At 67.0% G+C, this 19,057-nt stretch carries 20 protein-coding genes and 2 pseudogenes; 17 read left to right on the top strand and 5 right to left on the bottom strand.

Annotation, left to right across the window (positions count from 1 at the left end; all coding sequences use genetic code 11):
- Nucleotides 1-3 precede the first annotated feature (3 nt).
- On the top strand, nucleotides 4-642 hold the full coding sequence (locus tag ABGB08_RS10045; RefSeq protein ID WP_347588850.1) for a response regulator transcription factor: 639 nt from the start codon (nucleotides 4-6) through the stop codon (nucleotides 640-642).
- Nucleotides 643-737: 95 nt separating this feature from the next.
- Nucleotides 738-881 (top strand): hypothetical protein, encoded by a 144-nt coding sequence (locus ABGB08_RS10050; protein ID WP_347588697.1) that lies wholly within the window; start codon nucleotides 738-740, stop codon nucleotides 879-881.
- A 389-nt stretch (nucleotides 882-1,270) separates the two neighbouring features.
- Here the strand turns inward: ABGB08_RS10050 and ABGB08_RS10055 are convergent, their stop codons facing one another.
- The 5 genes from ABGB08_RS10055 to ABGB08_RS10075 form a co-directional block, all read right to left on the bottom strand.
- A complete protein-coding gene (locus ABGB08_RS10055; protein WP_347588699.1) occupies nucleotides 1,271-2,701 on the bottom strand; it encodes a DUF222 domain-containing protein in 1,431 nt (476 codons plus the stop codon).
- An 895-nt stretch (nucleotides 2,702-3,596) separates the two neighbouring features.
- The gene (locus tag ABGB08_RS10060) at nucleotides 3,597-3,746 is read right to left on the bottom strand and encodes a hypothetical protein (protein WP_347588702.1); all 150 of its coding nucleotides are present in this window, start codon (nucleotides 3,744-3,746) and stop codon (nucleotides 3,597-3,599) included.
- A 155-nt stretch (nucleotides 3,747-3,901) separates the two neighbouring features.
- Complete coding sequence (locus tag ABGB08_RS10065) at nucleotides 3,902-4,303, bottom strand: LuxR C-terminal-related transcriptional regulator (protein ID WP_347588704.1); 402 nt, start codon at nucleotides 4,301-4,303, stop codon at nucleotides 3,902-3,904.
- A 120-nt stretch (nucleotides 4,304-4,423) separates the two neighbouring features.
- Entirely contained in the window at nucleotides 4,424-5,581 is a 1,158-nt protein-coding gene (locus ABGB08_RS10070; protein WP_347588706.1) for a hypothetical protein, read from the bottom strand.
- A 156-nt stretch (nucleotides 5,582-5,737) separates the two neighbouring features.
- Complete coding sequence (locus ABGB08_RS10075) at nucleotides 5,738-6,847, bottom strand: hypothetical protein (RefSeq protein ID WP_347588708.1); 1,110 nt, start codon at nucleotides 6,845-6,847, stop codon at nucleotides 5,738-5,740.
- A 260-nt stretch (nucleotides 6,848-7,107) separates the two neighbouring features.
- Here ABGB08_RS10075 and rpmE point away from each other — a divergent pair, with 260 nt between their 5' ends.
- The 15 genes and pseudogenes from rpmE (at nucleotide 7,108) to atpB (ending at nucleotide 18,981) form a co-directional block, all read left to right on the top strand.
- A complete protein-coding gene (gene rpmE, locus ABGB08_RS10080) occupies nucleotides 7,108-7,326 on the top strand; it encodes a 50S ribosomal protein L31 (protein WP_347588710.1) in 219 nt (72 codons plus the stop codon).
- A gap of 110 nt (nucleotides 7,327-7,436) precedes the next feature.
- A complete protein-coding gene (gene prfA, locus ABGB08_RS10085) occupies nucleotides 7,437-8,483 on the top strand; it encodes a peptide chain release factor 1 (RefSeq protein WP_347588712.1) in 1,047 nt (348 codons plus the stop codon).
- Nucleotides 8,484-8,509: 26 nt separating this feature from the next.
- A complete protein-coding gene (gene prmC / locus ABGB08_RS10090; RefSeq protein ID WP_155347312.1) occupies nucleotides 8,510-9,364 on the top strand; it encodes a peptide chain release factor N(5)-glutamine methyltransferase in 855 nt (284 codons plus the stop codon).
- Nucleotides 9,365-9,372: 8 nt separating this feature from the next.
- Nucleotides 9,373-10,017, top strand: a complete 645-nt coding sequence (locus ABGB08_RS10095; protein WP_347588715.1) for an L-threonylcarbamoyladenylate synthase — start codon at nucleotides 9,373-9,375, stop codon at nucleotides 10,015-10,017.
- 289 nt (nucleotides 10,018-10,306) lie between these two features.
- Nucleotides 10,307-10,462, top strand: a complete 156-nt coding sequence (locus ABGB08_RS10100) for a helix-turn-helix domain-containing protein (protein ID WP_347588717.1) — start codon at nucleotides 10,307-10,309, stop codon at nucleotides 10,460-10,462.
- Nucleotides 10,459-11,280: pseudogene (locus ABGB08_RS10105) on the top strand (transposase); the annotation flags it as partial. The gene ABGB08_RS10100 and the pseudogene ABGB08_RS10105, both read left to right, overlap by 4 nt.
- 98 nt (nucleotides 11,281-11,378) lie before the next feature.
- Entirely contained in the window at nucleotides 11,379-11,486 is a 108-nt protein-coding gene (locus ABGB08_RS10110) for a zinc ribbon domain-containing protein (protein ID WP_347588719.1), read from the top strand.
- Between the two features lie 175 nt (nucleotides 11,487-11,661).
- Nucleotides 11,662-13,818 carry a hypothetical protein gene (locus ABGB08_RS10115; RefSeq protein WP_347588721.1) on the top strand — a complete coding sequence of 719 codons (2,157 nt, stop codon included), beginning with the start codon at nucleotides 11,662-11,664 and terminating at the stop codon, nucleotides 13,816-13,818.
- 21 nt (nucleotides 13,819-13,839) lie between these two features.
- On the top strand, nucleotides 13,840-14,226 hold the full coding sequence (locus ABGB08_RS10120) for a hypothetical protein (protein WP_155355468.1): 387 nt from the start codon (nucleotides 13,840-13,842) through the stop codon (nucleotides 14,224-14,226).
- Between the two features lie 363 nt (nucleotides 14,227-14,589).
- Nucleotides 14,590-15,156 (top strand): annotated as a pseudogene (locus tag ABGB08_RS10125) (IS607 family element RNA-guided endonuclease TnpB); the annotation flags it as partial.
- Between the two features lie 113 nt (nucleotides 15,157-15,269).
- A complete protein-coding gene (locus ABGB08_RS10130; protein ID WP_347588852.1) occupies nucleotides 15,270-15,914 on the top strand; it encodes an RNA-guided endonuclease TnpB family protein in 645 nt (214 codons plus the stop codon).
- A gap of 155 nt (nucleotides 15,915-16,069) precedes the next feature.
- A complete protein-coding gene (locus ABGB08_RS10135; RefSeq protein WP_347588723.1) occupies nucleotides 16,070-17,296 on the top strand; it encodes an MraY family glycosyltransferase in 1,227 nt (408 codons plus the stop codon).
- Between the two features lie 122 nt (nucleotides 17,297-17,418).
- The gene (locus ABGB08_RS10140) at nucleotides 17,419-17,841 is read left to right on the top strand and encodes a hypothetical protein (protein WP_347588725.1); all 423 of its coding nucleotides are present in this window, start codon (nucleotides 17,419-17,421) and stop codon (nucleotides 17,839-17,841) included.
- Between the two features lie 50 nt (nucleotides 17,842-17,891).
- Nucleotides 17,892-18,107 carry an AtpZ/AtpI family protein gene (locus ABGB08_RS10145; RefSeq protein ID WP_347588727.1) on the top strand — a complete coding sequence of 72 codons (216 nt, stop codon included), beginning with the start codon at nucleotides 17,892-17,894 and terminating at the stop codon, nucleotides 18,105-18,107.
- 64 nt (nucleotides 18,108-18,171) lie between these two features.
- The gene (gene atpB, locus ABGB08_RS10150; RefSeq protein WP_155347319.1) at nucleotides 18,172-18,981 is read left to right on the top strand and encodes a F0F1 ATP synthase subunit A; all 810 of its coding nucleotides are present in this window, start codon (nucleotides 18,172-18,174) and stop codon (nucleotides 18,979-18,981) included.
- Nucleotides 18,982-19,057 lie beyond the last annotated feature (76 nt).

The raw sequence follows: 19,057 nt of genomic DNA on the forward strand, positions 1-19,057 counted from the left end.
GGCATGCGGGTCGTGATCGCGGAGGATTCCGTACTGCTGCGGGAAGGGCTCACGCGGCTGCTCGCCGATGGCGGGGTGGATACGGTGGCGGCCGTCGGGGACGGGCCCGCGCTGGTGGCGGCGGTTGAGGAGCACCTGCCCGACCTGGCGGTGGTCGACGTGCGCATGCCGCCCTCGCACACCGACGAGGGGTTGCGCGCCGCGCTGGAGGTGCGGGCGCGGCGGCCGGGCTTCCCGATCCTGGTGCTGTCGCAGTATGTCGAGGAGCGGTACGCGACCGAGCTGATCGGTGGCGGCGCCGCCGCCGTCGGATACCTGCTCAAGGAGCGCATCTCCGACGTCGCGGAGTTCTTCGACGCGGTACGGCGGGTGGCCGGGGGCGGGACGGTCATCGATCCCGACGTGGTCGTGCAGCTGCTGAGCCGTCGCCGCCTGCCGAGGGAACGGCTGAGCGGCCGGGAGAACGAGGTGCTGGGACTGATGGCGGAAGGGCGCTCCAACAGCGCCATCGCCGCCCGGCTGGTCATCTCCGAGGGGGCGGTCGAGAAGCACATCTCCAGCATCTTCCTCAAGCTCGAACTGGATCCCGCCCCGGACGATCACCGCAGGGTGCTCGCCGTGCTCGCCTATCTGGGGCATTGAGACGGGGCATCGGGTTGGACGCCCCGGCGAGGCGGGGCAATGGGTGGAGCATCGAGCATCGAGCGTCGATCGGTGACAAGCGTCTGGTCATCGATATGCTCGTCGGCGACGCCCAACGAGTCATCGACTATGCCGCGCTCGGATTCGCCGTCTCCCAGTCCGTCCCCGACGACGTGGCCGACGACACCAGCGGCTGGTCAAGACCGGCTGCCTCGCACGGTTCGGTCCTCCAGAGCTGACATGACCACATCCTCATGTGCCACGATCACGGCGGTTCATCAGCCCGGCTTGCTTCCTCGCCTATCCACGATCGGAGGACTGGCGGCTGCCGGAACATGGGGGAAGCTCACGCACGTCCAGATCGCCCGCCACGATTACCAGCACCGGTGCCCGCCTGGCGCGTGTTGCGTACCCGGCCGCTTGGTGGTGGTTGTCGCTCCCCGTCCACCTGATCCACGGGCGGACCATGACGATCGGAGAGGTGCGGATCGAGGGTCCCGATCGGCAGCAGCATCGTGTTGGGCGGGTCCTGCGCGACTACAATCTGTAGCCTCAGCGGGCATGCGTGTCGACCCGGCGGGGGTATCTGTGTGCCCGCGGGTGTCTGATTCCGGCCCGTCGGACCGAGCTACCGGCGCATGGGGCGTGGCTGGACGCCGAGGTAGGTCAGGGCCCACTGGTTGGGGCCGACCTTGCGCAGTTCGTAGCGTTCGGGATGGATGGCCCGGTCGCGATTGTGAAAGCCGCAACAAGGCGCCAGCCGATCCAGGTTGGTCTGACCGCCGACGACCCACGGATCGATGTGGTCGATCTGACACAGGCGCGCGGGGATCGGGCAGCCCTGCGCGATACATGTCGCGTACGTGCTGAACAGCGCACGCCGCTGGGCCGGGGTGGCCAGCCGGACCGCCCGCCCCACGTCCAGCACCTGTCCCTCGGCGCTCAACACCATCCGCACCATTTTCGAGGTGCGAGCCAACCGATGAATATCGCCGACCGGCAACAGATGCCCGGTAGCCAGCAACAACCCCGGCAACATCCGCCCTGGCGCACCCAGCCCAGCGCCCGCCAGGCCTGCCGCCCGCATCCTGGCCGCACCCAGCTCAGCCGGGTCCGACCGGCGCGGATCCTGCCCGCGCGGATCCTGCCCGGTCGTACCGGTGCGAGTCGGATCGGTTTGGGCTGTGTCGGTCGTTTCGGTGTCGGTCGTACTGGATGTTGGGGATGGGTCATCGGGGCGGTTGCTCGGCGAGGGGGCGCTCTTGGGCGTGGCAGCGGGGGTGGATGTGGGCGTGGATGCGGGTGGGTCGTCGGGGAGGGATTCGGCCCGGACCAGCACCAGCAGCTCAGTGGTGACCTTGCAGGTCAACAACGCATCCAACGCATCAGCGTTGCGCACCCGCAACGGACGGTCATCGCCCTCGGCGCGGGGACGGGCGTAGGCGTCCAGCCACGCGCGCAGCCGGGCGCCGGCCTCACGCGGCAACAAGAACCGACCCTGCAACCCACCACCGGCACTCTCACTGACCAACAAGAACCGGTCCGTGTCCAGCTCACGGGTCTCCCTGTCCACGGTGCCCGGATTGAGAATTTCCCGCAGATAGCGGCCTGCCCGGGCAACCTCAGCCGGGGTCGCCTGATCGGCCAACTCCACCAAGATCGGCTCGGCCAGCCTCGCCTGCTCATCGGTCAGGTCGGCCACTGCGGCGCAGATGGTGGACGCCGTTCCCTCCGTCATAGTGCCCACGGTGAACCGCTCGCGGACGACATCCAGTCGGTCCAACTGAGTGGCCAGCTCGAGCAACCGGCTGGCGGCAGGTGCGGCCATCCCACCCGCTGAACGCAGCCACATCCGCGTCGAGGCATGCCCATGGGTCTTGACCCGTCCGGTCGCGTGGACCTGGCTCACCCGTGCCGCGATCGCCGCCGTGACCCGGTCCCGGGCAGCCAGCAACTCTTTGGCCTGCGCCACGCAAATGTCGGCATCGTCGGGGATCTCGGCCGCCGCCAGCGCCTGAGCTGCGGACACGATCTGCTCGATCAGCACCGTGATCGGCATCTCGGCTGATCCCGCTGCGTGTCCTTGATTCCCCTCGGATCTCTCCTGTGTTTCGGACTTCTCCTGTCTCTCGGGCTCCTCGGGTCCGAAACCTGGACGGGGCATGCATGCCTCGTCCGGTTCCATGCCAGGCGTGGCTGCGGAGTCGGGGCGCGGGGCGGAGAACGTGGGCGGGATGCCAGGCCAGCCCGGTAGGGGAAGACGGGGACGGGCAAGGCCGAATAGGGGGACGATCGGTTCGGGGTGGGCCAGAGACTCAGGGCGAGCCGGGGGCTTGGGGTCGATTAGGGGTTCGGGGTGGGGTAGGGCGGAGAGGGGTAGGGTAGTGGTCATTTGGTTCTCCTCCCTCCGGTAACAGCCGTCTCAATTTTCGCTCATCTTGAGCGAATGTACGAACGACATTAGGAGCAAATGGGGCATATCTTTGAAGATTTCGAAGATTTATTTGATTCCGGTAAGGCAGACTGGCCCGCCCTCACGTTCGCCGAAGTAGAGGCCGCTGAATCGGCGACCTGCTGATCGCCGTGGAGCTCCGAGGTCAAGGGCGGCCGCAGCCGTCGCGGCAGCGATGCGCAGCACCCTTGGGTCCGGAGAGAGCGGCCTCTACCATGCGCCTCCACCACTGCTGTCCACCGTGGCATCGCGACCACGAATCCGAAGACCCAAAAGATCAACAAAGTGGGTCCATCTTCACGCGTCGCGCGTGCTCCAGATTCAGGCTCTGGCACAATTTCGGCCGCATGTCGGCGCGTCCCCCGCGTCCAGCGGGATCACATAGGAATAGGCGCCCGACGGCGAAACCGATCCGCTGCCCGGCAGATAGGCCACGCCTGACGTGCCGGAACACCGTCGCGCTCGGCGTCGGCGACGACTTGCGCGCCGGGAGGTCCGGTGGCTAGTCCGACACCGTCTCGGCTGGTGGATCGAGTGGCACAGGCAACAGCGGAATCGCCTGCGCCGGTGTCGAGGTCACCACCAGCAACACGGTGATCATCATCGACAGCAGGGCGTACGGCAGACGCTTGATCGAGCGGTAGCGGAGCATTCCGGTTCCTCCGAGGCCTCGGCGCGCCGGACGGTCCGCGCGCGGGGAGCTTCCTCAGGGTCTCGGTATCCGGGACCGGGGACCTCGTGGCGTACCCGTCAAGGTGCCCCCGCCCTGCTCTGGTCCGCTGGCCACCTCCACTCCAGGCGAGCCGGTCACCCCGCCAGAGTCGGGAAACCGAAAACGGACTGATAGACGCTGACGAAGCGCTCAGCAGTTCGTAACCCCAAACCACAACCCCAAGGATCAGCGGAGGTGGGAGCCGAGCTCGTGCGGCGGGTCACGCCGAGCTTGTGATAAGCGCTGGTCAGATAGACCTCGACGGTCTTGACAGTGACGAACAGCGCCTGCGCGATCTCACAGTTGGAGTTGGAGTTGGAGTTGGAGTTGGAGTTGGAGTTGGAGTTGGAGTTGGAGGTGCCGGTGGAGGTGGAGTTGGAGTTGGAGGTGCCGGTGGAGGTGGAGGTGGCGGCGATCGCGGTGACCCGCAGCTCGCTGGGAGTCAGCGCCGCCACACCGGCCGGGCGGTGCCGCCGACGGCGGAAACCCGGCCACACGCAACTCATCCGACGCCTGGCCGACCAGAGGCGTCGCGCCGCAGCTGTCAGCCATGGTCTGGGCAGGAAAACGCCCCCGTGTCCAGGCCCGGACACGGGGGCGAGTATTTCAACGGCGAGTTACCTGACGTCGACGAACTTCGCCGGGGACCAGGCCTTGTTGGTCAAGCTGGAGGCGGTTGCCCCCAGGCGCCAGTAGCCGTCGTACTTGGGCTTGACGGTCTTGCTGTACTTGCCGGAGGAGTTCGAGCCGACGTAGCCGACGAACTTCCAGGTCTTGGTGCCCTTCTTCTTGAAGTAGAGCTTGAGGATCTTCTTCTTCCAGGCGCCCCACGAGGTGTAGCCGCGGTAGACCTTGCCGTAGAGCTTGGTCGCCTTGCCCTTCTTCACCTTGGACGGCGAAGCGACCAGCGTGATTTTCGACTTGGCCTTGCCGGCGCCCTTGGTGACCGAGAAGCCCTTGACGAACGCGTAGGTCTTGGAGCCCCGGGTGACGCTCACCTTGAGCTGCCACGAACCGGTCTCGGTGTCGTAGTCCATCGAGGTCGAGTCGTGGTAGGAGTCGTCCGACTCAAGACCGGTGTTCAGCGAGTAGTAGTCGTCGCTGTCCTTGCTCTCCAGCCGGACATCGGTGACCTTCTCGTCTCCGGCCGCGCCGCCGCGCTCCAGCTTGAACGCCGCGAAGACGTCGATGTCCGCGCCGGACTTGAGCTTGACCGTGTCGGGGTCGACGTTCGCGCTGGTCACCCGGGTCGCTTGCTTGACCTCGAAGTCATCCTTCGTGACCCAGCCGGAATCGGCTTCCGCAGGTTGGCTGGCGGAAGCGCTAGTCACGTTGAGCTGCACCCGCCAGCGGGCGCTGGGCTTGTGGGTGGACTTGACGGGGATGGATCCGTTGATCTTGACAGCGGTGGTGGGCACCGGGTCCGCGGTGGTCTTCGACAGGGCGGTGACGTCCGCAGTCTCCCAAACGACCGAACCCGTGGTGGGCGTGTGATCGGCGGTGAAGCGAGCCCACACCTTATGCAGCACGTCACCCTTCGCGATGTTGCCGCTGGCTTCGGTGGCGTAGGGTGCGTCCAGATTGAAGCTAAAAGTGATCTTGTCGCTGCCAGAGGGCGGTATGAATCGGTCACCACCGATGACGAGGTCGGAAACGGCGCCTGGCGCGCGGAGGGCAGAGGCGCTGGCGGGGGAGATCGCGGTGATGGCCGCACCGCTGCCGATAACCGCTGCCCCCGTTACGGCTGCCAATACCAGCCGCAGGGTCTTCCTCATGTTGGATGGCCCCTTACATCAGTCAATTGGAGGGAAAAGTCGGGCTTGTGAGCCTAGTGGGGCTGGTGGGACTCGTCCAGCCAAAGGGCATAAGGTACCTGAAAATGCGAAAGCTCGCACAGAAACGGACTTCTGTGCGAGCTTTCGGTGATTGAGCTAGCGAACGTCTACGTACTTGTAGGACGACCACTTACCGAGCGTGAGTGAGGTGGCGAAGGCGCCCACGCGCCAGTAGCCGTCGTACTTCGGCTTCACGGTCTTGGTGAACTTGCCGGAGTTGTTCGCGCCGATGTAGCCCGCGAACTTCCAGGTCTTGGTGCCCTTCTTCTTGAAGTAGAGCTTGAGGATCTTCTTCTTCCAGGGGCCCCACTTGGTGTAGCCGCGGTAGACGATCCCGTACATCTTGACGGACTTGCCCTTCTTGACCTTCGTCGGGCTCACCTTGAAGGTGATCTTCGACTTGGCCTTGGACGTGGTGCCCTTGCTGACGTTGAAGCTCTTGACGAACTCGTACGTCTTGGTGCCACGGGTGAAGGTGAGCTTGGCCTGCCAGCGACCGGTCGCGGTGGAGGAGTCCATCGAGACGTAGTCGTAGTAGGTCTTTCCGTCCGCCTCGAAGCCGGTGTGCAGCGAGTAGTAGTCGGAGGTCTCGTCGCTCTCGACGCGCGCGTCCTTGAAGACCTCGCCTCCGGGCGTCTCGACGACTGCGCGAATCCCAACGTCGACAGCAGAGCCGGACTTCAGCGTGACGTTGTCCGGGTCGATGTCGAAGTTGGTCACCTTGGTGGCGGCCGCGACAACGAATTCGGTGGGCTTGGTCCAGCCAGAGGTCGGTGCGGTAGTGACGTCAGTGTTGGTCAGTGCAAGCTCCAGCTTCCACTTGTCACTGGCGGTGTCGCTGACCGAGACGGGGATCGCTCCCTTGACCACAACCTCGTTCCCGGTGGGTATGGTCGTGCTCGTCACCGCAGCGGGCTGGGTAACGGTTCCGTTAGTCCAGACAATCGGGTTGGCACCATCGTCCTTGGTGAAGTGCACCCAGATCTTCTTGTCCGGCTGACCGGTGGCCGTGTAGGCGCCGGTCACCTTGACTGAGAAGTCAATGTTGCTGGAGCCACTGGGCGGAAGGAAGGCATCCACGAACTGGACTGCGTCCGTGTGGAACCCTGCGTCCGCACTGGCGGGGGTTGCGGTGATGGCCACACCGCTGGCGATCAACGCCGCCCCGCTCACGCCTGCAATGAGATGCCGCAGGCCTTTCCTCATGGATTCCCCTAACTTAGGTAATTTTGAGGGAAAAGTTCGGGTTTGAGCACGTGAGCCTACTGGGGCTGGTGGGGCGCGGTCCACCTGATCGTGTGGGTTCTCACGGAGTTCCCAGGCTCCCGATCTAGCCCCGGGAATGCGGATTGGCCTGGGAGGGTTCCAGCATCTGGCACACTGGTAGCCGAACCGCAGCGGTTCCGGTTCCCGCCCCCAGGCTGGCAGAGGCGACCCGGCGACCGCCCCTCGGAGAGGAAAATGGTATGAAGCCCGACATCCACCCCGCGTATGTCGTCACCAATGTGACATGCACGTGTGGGAACACGTTCACTACGCGGAGCACCGCCACCAGCGGTTCGATCCACGCCGACGTCTGCTCGGCCTGCCACCCGTTCTACACGGGCAAGCAGAAGATCCTCGACACCGGTGGCCGGGTGGCCCGCTTCGAAGCCCGCTTCGGCAAGAAGGCCGCGGGCAAGTAGCTCCTTTCCAGACGCCGACTCGGAATCGTCCCCTTTCGTCGGGGGCGGACCCGGGTCGGCGTTCTTGGTGATTGGGCTGTCGCAGGGCTTCTTCCAAGAAAGGACGCGCGGTGAATCTCGACGAACTCATCGGCGAGTACACGGATCTTGAGCAAAAGCTCGCCGATCCGGCCGTGCACGCCGACCAGGCCAAGGCGAAGGCGTACGGCAAGAGGTATGCGGCGCTGACGCCCATCGTGGCCACCTACCGCGAGCTGGACGGCGTCCGCGAGGACATCAAGGCCGCCAGGGAGCTGGCCGGCGAGGACGCCTCGTTCGCCGCCGAGGCGGACGAGCTGGAGTTGCGGATTCCGGCGCTGGAGGAACGGCTCAAGCACCTGCTCGTGCCGCGCGACCCCAACGACGACAAAGACATCATCATGGAGATCAAGGCGGGCGAGGGCGGCCAGGAGTCGGCCCTGTTCGCGGGCGACCTCCTGCGGATGTATCAGCGATATGCGGAACGGGTGGGTTTCCGTACCGAGGTCATCGACGCGCAGTACTCCGACCTGGGCGGATACAAGGACGTCACGGTCGCGATCAAGGCCAAGAACGGCGCCTGGGGGCGGCTCAAGTTCGAGGGCGGCGTGCACCGGGTGCAGCGCGTTCCGGCCACCGAGTCGCAGGGGCGCATCCACACCTCCGCCGCCGGGGTGCTGGTCTACCCCGAGGCCGAGGAGGTCGACGTCCAGATCGACCCGAACGACCTGCGCATCGACGTCTACCGCTCCGGCGGTCCCGGCGGGCAGAGCGTGAACACCACCGACTCGGCGGTGCGGATCACCCACCTGCCGACCGGCGTCGTCGTCTCCTGCCAGAACGAGAAGAGCCAGCTGCAGAACAAGGAGTCGGCGATGCGCGTGCTGCGGGCCCGGCTGCAGGCGCTGGCCGAGGAGGAGGCCAACGCCGCCGCGATGGCCGAGCGCAAGTCGCAGATCCGCACCGTGGACCGGTCGGAACGGGTGCGGACCTACAACTTCCCGGAGAACCGCATCTCCGACCACCGGGTCGGCTTCAAGGCCTACAACCTGGACCAGGTCCTCGACGGCGATCTGGACGCCGTCATCCAAGCACTCCTCGACGCCGAGCTGGCGGAGAAACTGGCCGCCCACTCCTGAACCCTGTAAATGAACCCAGTGAAAACATGACCTTCCTCCTGGACGAGATCGCCCTCGCCACCGCCCGGCTCGCCGAGGCCGGTGTGCCCTCGCCGCGCACCGACGCCGAGGAGATCGCCGCGTTCGTCCACGGGGTCAGCCGGGGGCGGCTGCACTCCGTCAAGGACTCCGACTTCGACGCCCTGTTCTGGGAGGGTGTCGCCCGCCGCGAATCCCGGGAGCCACTCCAGCACATAACCGGAAGGGCATACTTCCGTTACCTTTCGCTGGAGGTCGGCCCCGGCGTCTTCGTGCCGCGCCCGGAGACCGAGGTGGTCGCGGGCTGGGCCATCGACCGGCTGAGCGAGATGGACGTGGCGTCCCCGGTGGTGGTCGATCTGGGTACGGGCTCCGGCGCGATCGCGCTGTCGATCGCCCAGGAGGTCGCGCTGGCCCAGGTGCACGCGGTGGAGATCGACCCGGTGGCGTACGGCTGGGCGAAGCGGAACATCCTCGAGCACGGGCAGGGGCGCACCTCGCTGCATCCGGAGGATCTCGCCGACTGCCTGCCGGAGCTGGACGGGCAGGTGGACCTGGTCATCTCCAACCCGCCGTACATTCCGCCGGGGGCGGTGCCGCGCGACCCCGAGGTCCGCGACTACGATCCCAGCCGCGCGCTGTACGGCTCGGGCGAGGATGGCCTGGACGAGGTCAGAGCGGTGGAGCGCACGGCCAGGCGGCTGTTGCGGCCCGGCGGTCTGGTCGCGGTGGAGCACGCGGACGAGCAGGGCAACGCCGTTTACTGGCTGTTCTCCGAGGACAACGGGTGGCGGGACGCGCGGCTGCGGCAGGATCTGACCGGGCGGGATCGTTTTGTCACGGCCAAGTTCGGTCAAGAGTGAGGGATGTCATGAGTCGTCGGTATGTGTGTGCGAACCCCGGTGAGCGGGCGTCCGGGCTGATCGACGCGGTCTCGGCGGTGCGCAGCGGCGAACTCGTCGTGCTGCCGACCGACACCGTGTACGGCATCGGCGCGGACGCGTTCACCCCGACCGCGGTCACCGCGCTGCTCGAGGCCAAGGGCCGGGGGCGGGACATGCCGGTGCCGGTGCTGGTCGGGACCGTGCGCGCGGCGAATGCGCTGGTGGAGGGGCTCGGGACGTACGGGCAGGATCTGGTGGACTCGTTCTGGCCGGGGCCGCTGACCCTGGTCTGCCGGGTGAACCGGTCGCTGACTTGGGATCTGGGGGAGACCAAGGGCACGGTGGCGTTGCGGATGCCGCTGCACGGGGTCGCCCTCGACCTGCTCAAGGAGACCGGTCCGATGGCCGTCTCCAGCGCCAACCGTTCCGGCGCGGCGCCCGCGACCACCGCGGTCCAGGCCGAGGAGCAGCTCGGCGAGTCCGTCGCCGTCTATCTGGACGGCGGACCGTGTGACGACAGTGTGCCCTCCACGATCCTGGATCTCACCACAGCGGTCCCGCGCGTGCTCCGCCAGGGGGCGATCCCGGCCGACAAGATCAAGGCCATCGTGGGCTATCTGGCGACCGACTGAGCCACCGCCAAGAGTGGCAGCGTCATTCTGACCGGAGAATGACGACCACAGGGCGAAGGACTCATCGTGGCGGCCCTGCTCCAGCTCAGGCTCCGGGGTAATCCCTGTCTTGTCCCCGGTATTCGGCCTGGCCAACCTCCGGTTGATCCATCAGAGTCGGGAGCAGGAGGGCGGCCAATGCCCGAGCGTGCCCTGACCTGTCAGGTCTGCGCATCACAGATTTCCTTCCGGGTTTTGTCGGTGCCAGCCGATACCGTGGTGTTTTCGTTACCGAACGTGGGAGGTGGGCGTGCGCAGGTCGTTCAAGTTCCTGCTGCGCCCCACCAGCAAGCAGGCCGCCACGCTCACGCAGTGCCTGGAAGACCACCGGGAGCTGTACAACGCCGCTCTCGAACACCGCCGTACGGCCCTACCGCAAAGCCGGGCGACCAGTCGGCGGAGTTGAAGCACATCCGCGCCGACGACCCCGACGGTCAGGGCCGGTGGTCGTTTTCCTCCCAGCAGGCCACGCTCCGCAGGCTGGACAAGGCGTTCCGCGCGTTCTTCGACCGCGTCAAAGCAGGCCGCACGCCAGGGTTCCCGCGTTTCAAGGGGCGGGGCTGGTTCGACACGGTTGAGTGGCCCAAGGACGGCGACGGGTGCCGATGGGACTCCCAGCCCCACCACCCGACCGCGACCTACATGCGGTTGCGGGGCGTCGGGCATGTGCGGGTCCACCAGCACCGGCGTGTGCTGGGCGCCGTCAAGACGATCAGCGTGAAGCGGGAAGGCGCCCGCTGGTTCGTCGTGCTGTCGTGTGACGACGTGCCCGCCGAGACGCTGCCCGCGACGGGCTCGGTCGCCGGGATCGACATGGGAGTCGCGTCACTGGTGACGACCAGTGATGGCGAACATCTGGCCAACCCGCGCCACCTCGCCGTGACCGCTGGCCGTCTCGCGGCAGCACAGCGTGACCTTGCCCGGAAGAAACGGGGCAGTAAGCGGCGGCGTAAGGCCGTCGCCCGTGTCGCTGCTTTGCACGCGAAGGTGCGGCGGCAACGCCTCGACGGTGTACACAAGGCTGCGCTCACGCTGGTCCGCGGTCACGACGTGATCGTGCACGAAGCACTCAAGGTAACCAACATGACCAAGCGGGCAGTACCCAAACCGGACGGCAACGGCGGCTACCTGCCCAACGGCGCCGCCGCGAAGTCCGGGCTGAACCGTTCGATCTTGGATGCGGGTTGGGGGGTGTTCCTGACGATCCTGTCGCACAAGGCTGAAAGCGCCGGTCGAGAGCTGATCGCGGTGAACCCTGCCAACACCTCCCATGTGCGCCGAATGCGGGGCATTGTGCGAAAGGGAATCGCGCCACCCAGGCCGTGTTCCGATGTACGGCGTGCGGGCACACCGCGCACGCCGACGTCAACGCGGCGATCAACATCTTGAGGGCAGGGCTTGCCCTTCGCGACGCTGCTGAAGCGGCTTAGCGAGAAGCCGCTCCCTTCAGGGAGCGGAGGAGTCACTAGGGCCGATTCATGCCGTCTGGCTATCGCCCTCCGTGTACGGCGTCCGCCGAAGCTACCGTGAATCAAGGAAACGCGCCCGGCCGCTGCGCCCGCAGCCAGCGCGACCATTGACGCTGACTTCTTGCGGAGCGTGCTCATGGCGAAGCTGGACGGGATGGACCCCAAGCTGGTCCGGGAACTCCTGGCACAGATCACTCGTGCGGGCGAGCAGATGGACCTCGTCGAGGCGAAGGTGGCCCAGTTCACCAGAACCGCCGGCGTCCCCATCCGCCCCACCCACCGTCCCTCCCTGGTCGCCGACGCGGGCGCCACCATGGTCAAGGACGTCTCGGCCCGCCTCGCCCTCCTCGAAAAGCGCGAGAAGCAGGACCCCCCACCTCGTCCCGCCACCGACGAGAAACCCCCCAACCCCTCCGGTGGCCCCTCCACCGACACCAACAACGACACCACCAAGCCCGCCGAAGACCCCAAACCCAGCAAACCCGCCTCCGACGGCCCCCCAGAAAAGCCCGACCCCAAGGGCGAATCCGAGAAACCACCCACAAAGGGCGAGTCGGAGCAGCCGCCACCGTCCAAGGGTGAGTCTGAGGAGCCGCCACCTTCGAAGGGTGAGTCCGAGCAGCCTCCGCCCTCGAAGGGTGAGTCCGAGCAGCCTCCGCCGTCCAAGGGCGAGAGCGAGCAGCCGCCACCTTCGAAGGGTGAGTCCGAGCAGCCTCCGCCCTCGAAGGGTGAGACCGAGCAGCCTCCGCCGTCCAAGGGTGAGACCGAGCAGCCTCCGCCGTCCAAGGGTGAAGATGAGCGGCCTGTCGAGCCGAAGCAGCCTTGTGACGATGACACCCAGGTGGACACGCCGCGTAAGGATCATCGGGACGACATCGATCAGACCGGTGGGCGTCAGGTGATCATTGTGGATGGGGTGAAGGTCGTCTCCACTCCGCTCAACCAGCCGTCGGATGAGTATCTGGCCTGGTTGAGCGAGCACATGCAGGAGATCGACCCCATCGACACGCCCGGCACGCTGGACGGTGTCTACATCACCAACGGCGACGGACCGCAACCTGTCGGTCCGGCCGGTCTGGTGCAGCCGATGGAACCGAGCATTCCCTTCGACCCGCCCCAGCCAGGGCTGGCCCCCGGCGATCCGATGGGCGAGTACATCGGCACCCCGGCCGACAACCTCACCGAGGAACCCCCATACTCCCCGTCCGGACCCGACAACTCCTCCGGTACCAACCCGGCCGGACTCACCAACCCGGGCCTCGCCCCCGGCGACCCGATGGGTGACTACATCGGCACCCCGGCCGACAACCTCACCGAGGAACCCCCGTCCGGATCCGACAACTCCTCCGGCACCGCGGGCAACCTCACGGAGGAGCCGTCCGGTTCCCCGGACATCATCGGCCCCACCGCCCCACTCGGCCAGGGTGAGCCGTCAGCCATCGGAGCAGGCGGCGACCTGCCCGCCCAGAACCCTGGACCCAGCCAGGACACCCCCACCCAGGACCCGCCGCGCGGCCAAGATCAGCCGCCCGTACAGGACTCACGCGGCCAGGACCAGCCACCCACGCAGGATTACCCGCGCGGTCAAGATCAGCCGCCTGCGCAGGATTCGCCAGGTGGGCAGGACCAGCCGCCTGCGCAGGATTCGCCGCGCGGTCAAGATCAGCCGCCCGCCCAGGACTCCCCGCGCGATCAGGATTCGCCCTCCGCCCAGAACCCTCCGGCGCGCGATGGCGACGACTGCCCGAGCCCGGGAACCTCGGAAAGCCCGGGAACCTCGGAGAACGCGGCGTCAGGAAACTACGGAGCCGCCTCGAACGGGTCGGGATCCGTGATCGATCCGCGTACGCTCGCCGCGCAGCAGCCGGGCGACGTGCTCTCGGTCCCCGCCGGTCAGCTGGACGACGACGCGCTCCGCGCCCTGATCGCCCTGCACGAGAACATCGGCCCGATGGACATGCCCAGCATGTCCGACAACGAATGGGCGGGCTCGCTCAACCCCGAACCCACCCTCCTGATCGGCTCCGCCGAGGAGATCGACCCGCGCGCGCTCGCCGCCCAGCAGCCGGGCGACGTGCTGTCCGCCCCGGCCAACCCGCCGACCGACGACGCGCTCCGCGCCCTCATCCAGCTCCACGGCGAGATCGAACCCATGGACACGCCCAGCGTCTCCGTCCCCGCGGGGGAGTGGGGCACCGGCGAATGGGCGCCCATGACGATCGAACCCGACGGCCCGGCCGGCAGTGTCGGCCCCAACGACCCAGACCAGCCGATCCCCGCCCCCGGCGCGTAAGACCCAGCCGCAGGAGAGAGCTTGAGTTACGTCGATCCCCCCGCGCCGCGCCCGCTCCAGCCGGGCGAGACCCCGCCCGCGCCGTCCAGCGCCGACCTGCTGGCCCCGGGCGGCCAGGCCACCACCTGGGTCTTCAACCCGGAGTACCAGCGCCTCGTGGACCTCTGGTTCCAGGTCCTCCCGCTGATGGAACAGCTCACCACGTCGCTCGACAAGCCGTACCAGATGGCGAGAAGCACCGACGTCTGGGACGCTCCCGTGGCGAAACGCTACGTCGAGGATATCGGCGAGTGGCGCAACCGCCTCGGCCTGTATCGCCAGGCCGTGCTGACCGCGATCAGCGACGAGGCGGCCGACACGCCGCGCTGGGTGCCCAGCAAAGCGGGCGCCCCGCACGCGTACTCCTGAGGGCAACGAACTGCTGCGCGGTTCGTCAGCGTTTATCAGTCCGTTTTCGGTTTCCTGGGTCTGGCGGGGGTGACCGGCTCTCCAGGCGTCGAGTCGGTCGGCGGGCCGCAGCAGGGCTGGGCCAACCCTGATGGATTGCGGAACCCCTCAGATCGTTTGGACCGGTTGCCGAGGACGCGTCAGGTGATCCCAGACAGGCGTCCGCCTGTCCCTGCTCAGATGGCCGTCAATCACCACCACTCTGGTAAACTGTAGTCACTCGTTCACCATGGGTATGCATAGGTTTGCCATGGCCGGGGAGGATTGATGCAAGTCGTCCACGCCTACCGATACGCCCTGGACCCCACCCCACGCCAGGAACGCATGCTCCGTTCCCACTGCGGCGCCGCCCGCCTCGCGTTCAACTGGGGTCTGGCGCGGGTGAAGGCCAATCTGGCCCAGCGGGAGGCCGAACGTTCCTACGGCATCCTCGACCCTCAGTTGACGCCGCCGTTGTCGTGGTCGATGTACTCGCTGCGCAAGTCGTGGAATGGGGCCAAACAGGAGGTGGCGCCGTGGTGGGCGGAGAACTCCAAAGAGGCCTACGCCTGCGGCCTGGACCGCCTCGCCACCGCGCTGACGAACTGGAGCGAGTCCAGGCATGGCACCCGCAAGGGCCCCAAGGTGGGCTTCCCCCGATTCCGGTCCAAACGCCGGAAGGCCATGTCGGTGCGGTTCACCACCGGGGCGATCCGCCTGCACGGCCGCACTCATGTAGTACTGCCGGTGCTGGGCCGCGTCAAAACGCACGAGTCCACGCGTAAGCTGGCCCGCCGGATCGAGGCGGGCACCGCACAGATCCGCTCGGCCACAGTCCGCCTCGAAGCCGGGCGCTGGCTCGTCTCGTTCTCCGTGCAGATCGACCGCGCCGAGGCGACCCCCGCGCGACCAGAGGCGGTGGTCGGGGTGGACCTCGGGATCAGAACCCTGGCCGTCTACTCCGACGCCGCCCGCCCACCGCCAACCCGCGGCACCTGGCCGCCGCCTCCCGAAAACTGCGCCGCCTGTCCCGCGCGGTCTCCCGCAAGCAGGGCCCGGACCGGCGCAGCGGGCAGCAGCCGTCCGGCCGGTGGCAAAGGGCCAATGCCGCCCGGACCCGGGTCCATCACCGGGTGGCCGCGCTGCGCCGCGATGCCGTCCACAAGCTCACCACGACGCTGGCGGGGGAGTACGGCACGCTGGTGGTCGAAGATCTCCACATCGCCGGGATGGTGAAGAACCGGCGGCTGGCCCGCGCGATCTCCGACGCCGGGTTCGGCGAGATCCGCCGCCAGCTCGCCTACAAGACCGAATGGAAGGGCGGCCGACTGGTGGTGGCCGGCCGCTGGTTCGCCTCCAGCAAAACCTGTTCCGGATGCGGCGCGGTGAAAGCCAAACTCGCCCTCTCCGAACGCACCTACACCTGCACCGCCTGCGGCCTGATCGTCGATCGCGACCTCAACGCCGCGCTCAATCTGGCTTCCCTGGTGAAGCAGACCGTCGCCGGGAGTGGCCCGGAGACGCCAAACGGACGTGGAGCCGACCGTAAGACCCCGCCTGCCGGGGCCGGTGGCTGGGAAACGTCTACCCCGCACCGGGCACCGCCCGGGTCAGACGGGGACCTCCGCCCAGCAATGGACGGATCACTGAGAAACACTGAAACTCAGTGAACGGCAAGGTTCAAGTGCCCCAAGGGGGTGCGCTAGCGTCGGGAGACCGGTAGACGCGCCGGCCGTCGTCCAGATCGCCCACCCGAGCGAATGTTCGTCGGATTCTGTGCCGATTTACCGTCACAACTGGTCCTTCAATCCGGGAAACTAAGTCCGTGCGGGAATACTTCCTTGTTGCCCTCGTCACCGCCGTTGTCACCTATCTGCTGGTGCCTCCGGTCCGGGCCTTCGCGCTGCGCATCGGCGCGGCGCCCGAGGTCAGGGAACGCGATGTGCACAAGGTGCCGACCCCACGCCTGGGCGGTCTCGCCATGTTCGGCGGCATGGCCGCGGGCCTGTTAGTGGCGACCAACCTGCCCTGGGTGGGTGGCGCGCTGGACCAGCAGTCCGGCCAGACCGCGATGGCGCTGCTCTCGGCGGGCGGCCTGATCGTGGTGACCGGCTTCCTGGACGACTGGCTCGGCATGGACGCGCTGGTCAAGCTGGGCGGCCAGATCGCCGCCGGCGGCCTGCTGGTCTACTACGGGGTGACCCTGCGCTACCTGCCGCTGCCCTCCAACATGGGCGGCGAGCTGAGCCTGGACACCAACCTCCAGGTCGTCATCACCATCATGATCGTGGTCGTCACCATCAACGCGGTGAACTTCGTGGACGGCCTGGACGGCCTGGCGGCCGGCATCGTCGGCATCGCCGCGCTGGCCACCCTGGTCTACTCGATGGTCCTGTCGCAGAACCTGCAGGCCACCCGTATCAACCTGACCGCCGTGGTGGCCTCGCTCCTGATCGGCATGTGCCTGGGCTTCCTGCCGCACAACTTCAACCCGGCCAAGATCTTCATGGGCGACACCGGCGCCATGCTGATCGGCCTGATCCTGGCCACCTCGCTGGTCACCATCATCTCCTCGGTGCCGAGCGCGGCGCTGCAGGTCAACCGGTTCCCGCTGCTGCTGCCGGTGCTGCTCCCGGTCGCCGTCATGGTGCTCCCGCTGGCCGACCTGATCATGGCGGTGGTCCGGCGCACCTCGGCGGGCCTGTCCCCGTTCGCCCCCGACCGCGGCCACCTGCACCACCGCCTCCTGGACATCGGCCACTCCCACCGCCGCAGCGTCCTGATCATGTACGCCTGGACGTTCCTGTTCGCGTTCGCCCTGGTCGCGCTCTCGGTCGAGGGCGTCCCCGTCGCGGTGTTCCCGCCGATCATCGCGGTCGCCCTCGCCATCCTGGTGCTGCTGTCCCGCCAGCGCTGGCGGACCACCGGCAGGAACGGGCGCGGCGGCGCGCACGCCGCCAATAGAATGCCCCCGCCGGCCGACTCCTCCGACACCCAGTCGGGTACGGCTGCCGCCACCGCCACCCCCAGAGCCACGGCAACAACCGGGTGAAATGCCCTGAAAAAGCAGGTAAAGGCGTTCCCCGCAGAGCTTGTGATAGCTTTCACTAGCAGGGTCCCCTAAGTAAGGGGAAGCAAACGCTCGGTTGTTGACAACAGGCTTTGGGAGTCGTGATGCAGGCCAACGACGTGCGCGTACTCAAGGGCGCCGCCGTGCCTACAGTGCTGGTGGGACTGGTCGTCATCGCCATGGCGGCCGTCCTGGCGGGATTCCCCGGCGCGCTCGGCGCCGTGATCGGCCTGGTGGTGGTCGTCGTCTTCTTTACCGTCGGCCTGGTCGTGGTCGCCTACGCGAGCCGGATCTCGCCGATGATGATGATGACCGCGGCCGTGCTCAGTTACCTGGTCAAGGTCATCGTCCTGATGGTCCTGCTGAAGACCTTCGAAACGGCCACGGTTTTCGAGCCGCGCGCCTTCGGCTGGGCGGCCATCGTCGGCACCGTGGCCTGGACGGTGGGTGAGATGCGCGGATTCATGAAGTTGAAGCTGCTCTATGCAGACCCCGATACCAAAGTCCCGGGTTCCGATGGCGCGTGAGCAGCCCGATATGACTAGTCACCCCCTAGACTGCTATCGTCGGCCCCGCGATGAGCGACAGGAAACTTCGGCCCGAGGACGACGGCCGCGACTTCGCCAGCGCCGCCTGGTCGGTCCCCAGCTATCTGCTCAGCGGGATGATCTTGTATGGCGGGGCAGGCTGGTTGCTGAGCCGTTGGACCGGTGTGGTCGCGTTCACGCCCATCGGTCTGATCCTCGGCGTAGCCCTCGCCGTCTACCTGGTCTACCGGAAATACGGCAGCTAGCCCCCGGCCGTCCGGCCGACGAAGCCTCTTTGACGATCCACTATCACGCTGAAGGGAACGCCGCGTGAATACGCTGACGGTCCTCGCTTCCGGGGCTTCCGGGGCTTCCGAGGATGTGTTCACCCCTCCGGGCCTGGAGCTCTTCGACGCTCCGCCGCTGATCGCCGGAGTCACCTGGCTCACCAAGCCGGTCCTGCTCGCCATCCTCAGCACGCTGATCGTGGTGGTCTTCTGCTGGTCCGCCTTCGCCAAACCCAAGCTGGTGCCGCGCGGCATCCAGAACGTGGGCGAGATGGGCTACATGTTCGTCCGCGACCAGGTCGCCCGGCCCTTCCTGGGCAAGGACGCCGACCGGTGGATGGGCCTGCTGCTCAGCATCTTCTTCCTGGTGTGGATCTGGAACCTGATGGGCGTGATCCCCCTCCTGCAGTTCCCGGTCGCCTCGCACATCGCCTTCCCCATCGTGCTGGCCGCCACCATCTACGTGCTCAAGATTTACCTGGGCATCAAGCACCAGGGGCCGATCGGCTACTTCAAGAACATGATGTTCCCCCCGGGCCTGCCCAAGCCGATCTACTTCCTGCTGGCCCCCATCGAGTTCCTGTCGAACCTGATCATCGCGCCCTTCACGCACGCGGTCCGACTGTTCGCGAACATGTTCGCGGGCCACATCATCCTGGCCTTCTTCAGCCTGGTCGGGTTCTGGTTCGTGTTCGAGAAGCTCACCCCGCTGGGCGCGGGCCTCGGGGTCGTCGGCGTCGTCATGACGATCGCGATGACCGGGTTTGAGATGTTCATCCAGTTCCTGCAGGCGTTCCTGTTCGCGATGCTGGCCGCCATGTACATCGGCAACTCGCTGCACGCCGACCACTAAAAGCTTCAGCAACACCAAGTTTGCCCAGACCGGTGGGGATTCCTTCCCATCGGCCCACCCAGTAAAGGAAGAGAAA

The organism is Acrocarpospora sp. B8E8, assembly GCF_039871605.1.
Classification (GTDB): Bacteria; Actinomycetota; Actinomycetes; order Streptosporangiales; family Streptosporangiaceae; genus Acrocarpospora; species Acrocarpospora macrocephala.

Coding starts and splice junctions, on each gene's coding strand:
- ABGB08_RS10045 (WP_347588850.1), top strand. CDS start 4: ATGCGGGTCGTGATCGCGGAGGATTCCGTACTGCTGCGGGAAGGGCTC.
- ABGB08_RS10050 (WP_347588697.1), top strand. CDS start 738: ATGCTCGTCGGCGACGCCCAACGAGTCATCGACTATGCCGCGCTCGGA.
- ABGB08_RS10055 (WP_347588699.1), bottom strand. CDS start 2,701: ATGCCGATCACGGTGCTGATCGAGCAGATCGTGTCCGCAGCTCAGGCG.
- ABGB08_RS10060 (WP_347588702.1), bottom strand. CDS start 3,746: ATGCTCCGCTACCGCTCGATCAAGCGTCTGCCGTACGCCCTGCTGTCG.
- ABGB08_RS10070 (WP_347588706.1), bottom strand. CDS start 5,581: ATGAGGAAGACCCTGCGGCTGGTATTGGCAGCCGTAACGGGGGCAGCG.
- ABGB08_RS10075 (WP_347588708.1), bottom strand. CDS start 6,847: ATGAGGAAAGGCCTGCGGCATCTCATTGCAGGCGTGAGCGGGGCGGCG.
- rpmE (WP_347588710.1), top strand. CDS start 7,108: ATGAAGCCCGACATCCACCCCGCGTATGTCGTCACCAATGTGACATGC.
- prmC (WP_155347312.1), top strand. CDS start 8,510: ATGACCTTCCTCCTGGACGAGATCGCCCTCGCCACCGCCCGGCTCGCC.
- ABGB08_RS10095 (WP_347588715.1), top strand. CDS start 9,373: ATGAGTCGTCGGTATGTGTGTGCGAACCCCGGTGAGCGGGCGTCCGGG.
- ABGB08_RS10115 (WP_347588721.1), top strand. CDS start 11,662: ATGGCGAAGCTGGACGGGATGGACCCCAAGCTGGTCCGGGAACTCCTG.
- ABGB08_RS10140 (WP_347588725.1), top strand. CDS start 17,419: ATGCAGGCCAACGACGTGCGCGTACTCAAGGGCGCCGCCGTGCCTACA.
- ABGB08_RS10145 (WP_347588727.1), top strand. CDS start 17,892: ATGAGCGACAGGAAACTTCGGCCCGAGGACGACGGCCGCGACTTCGCC.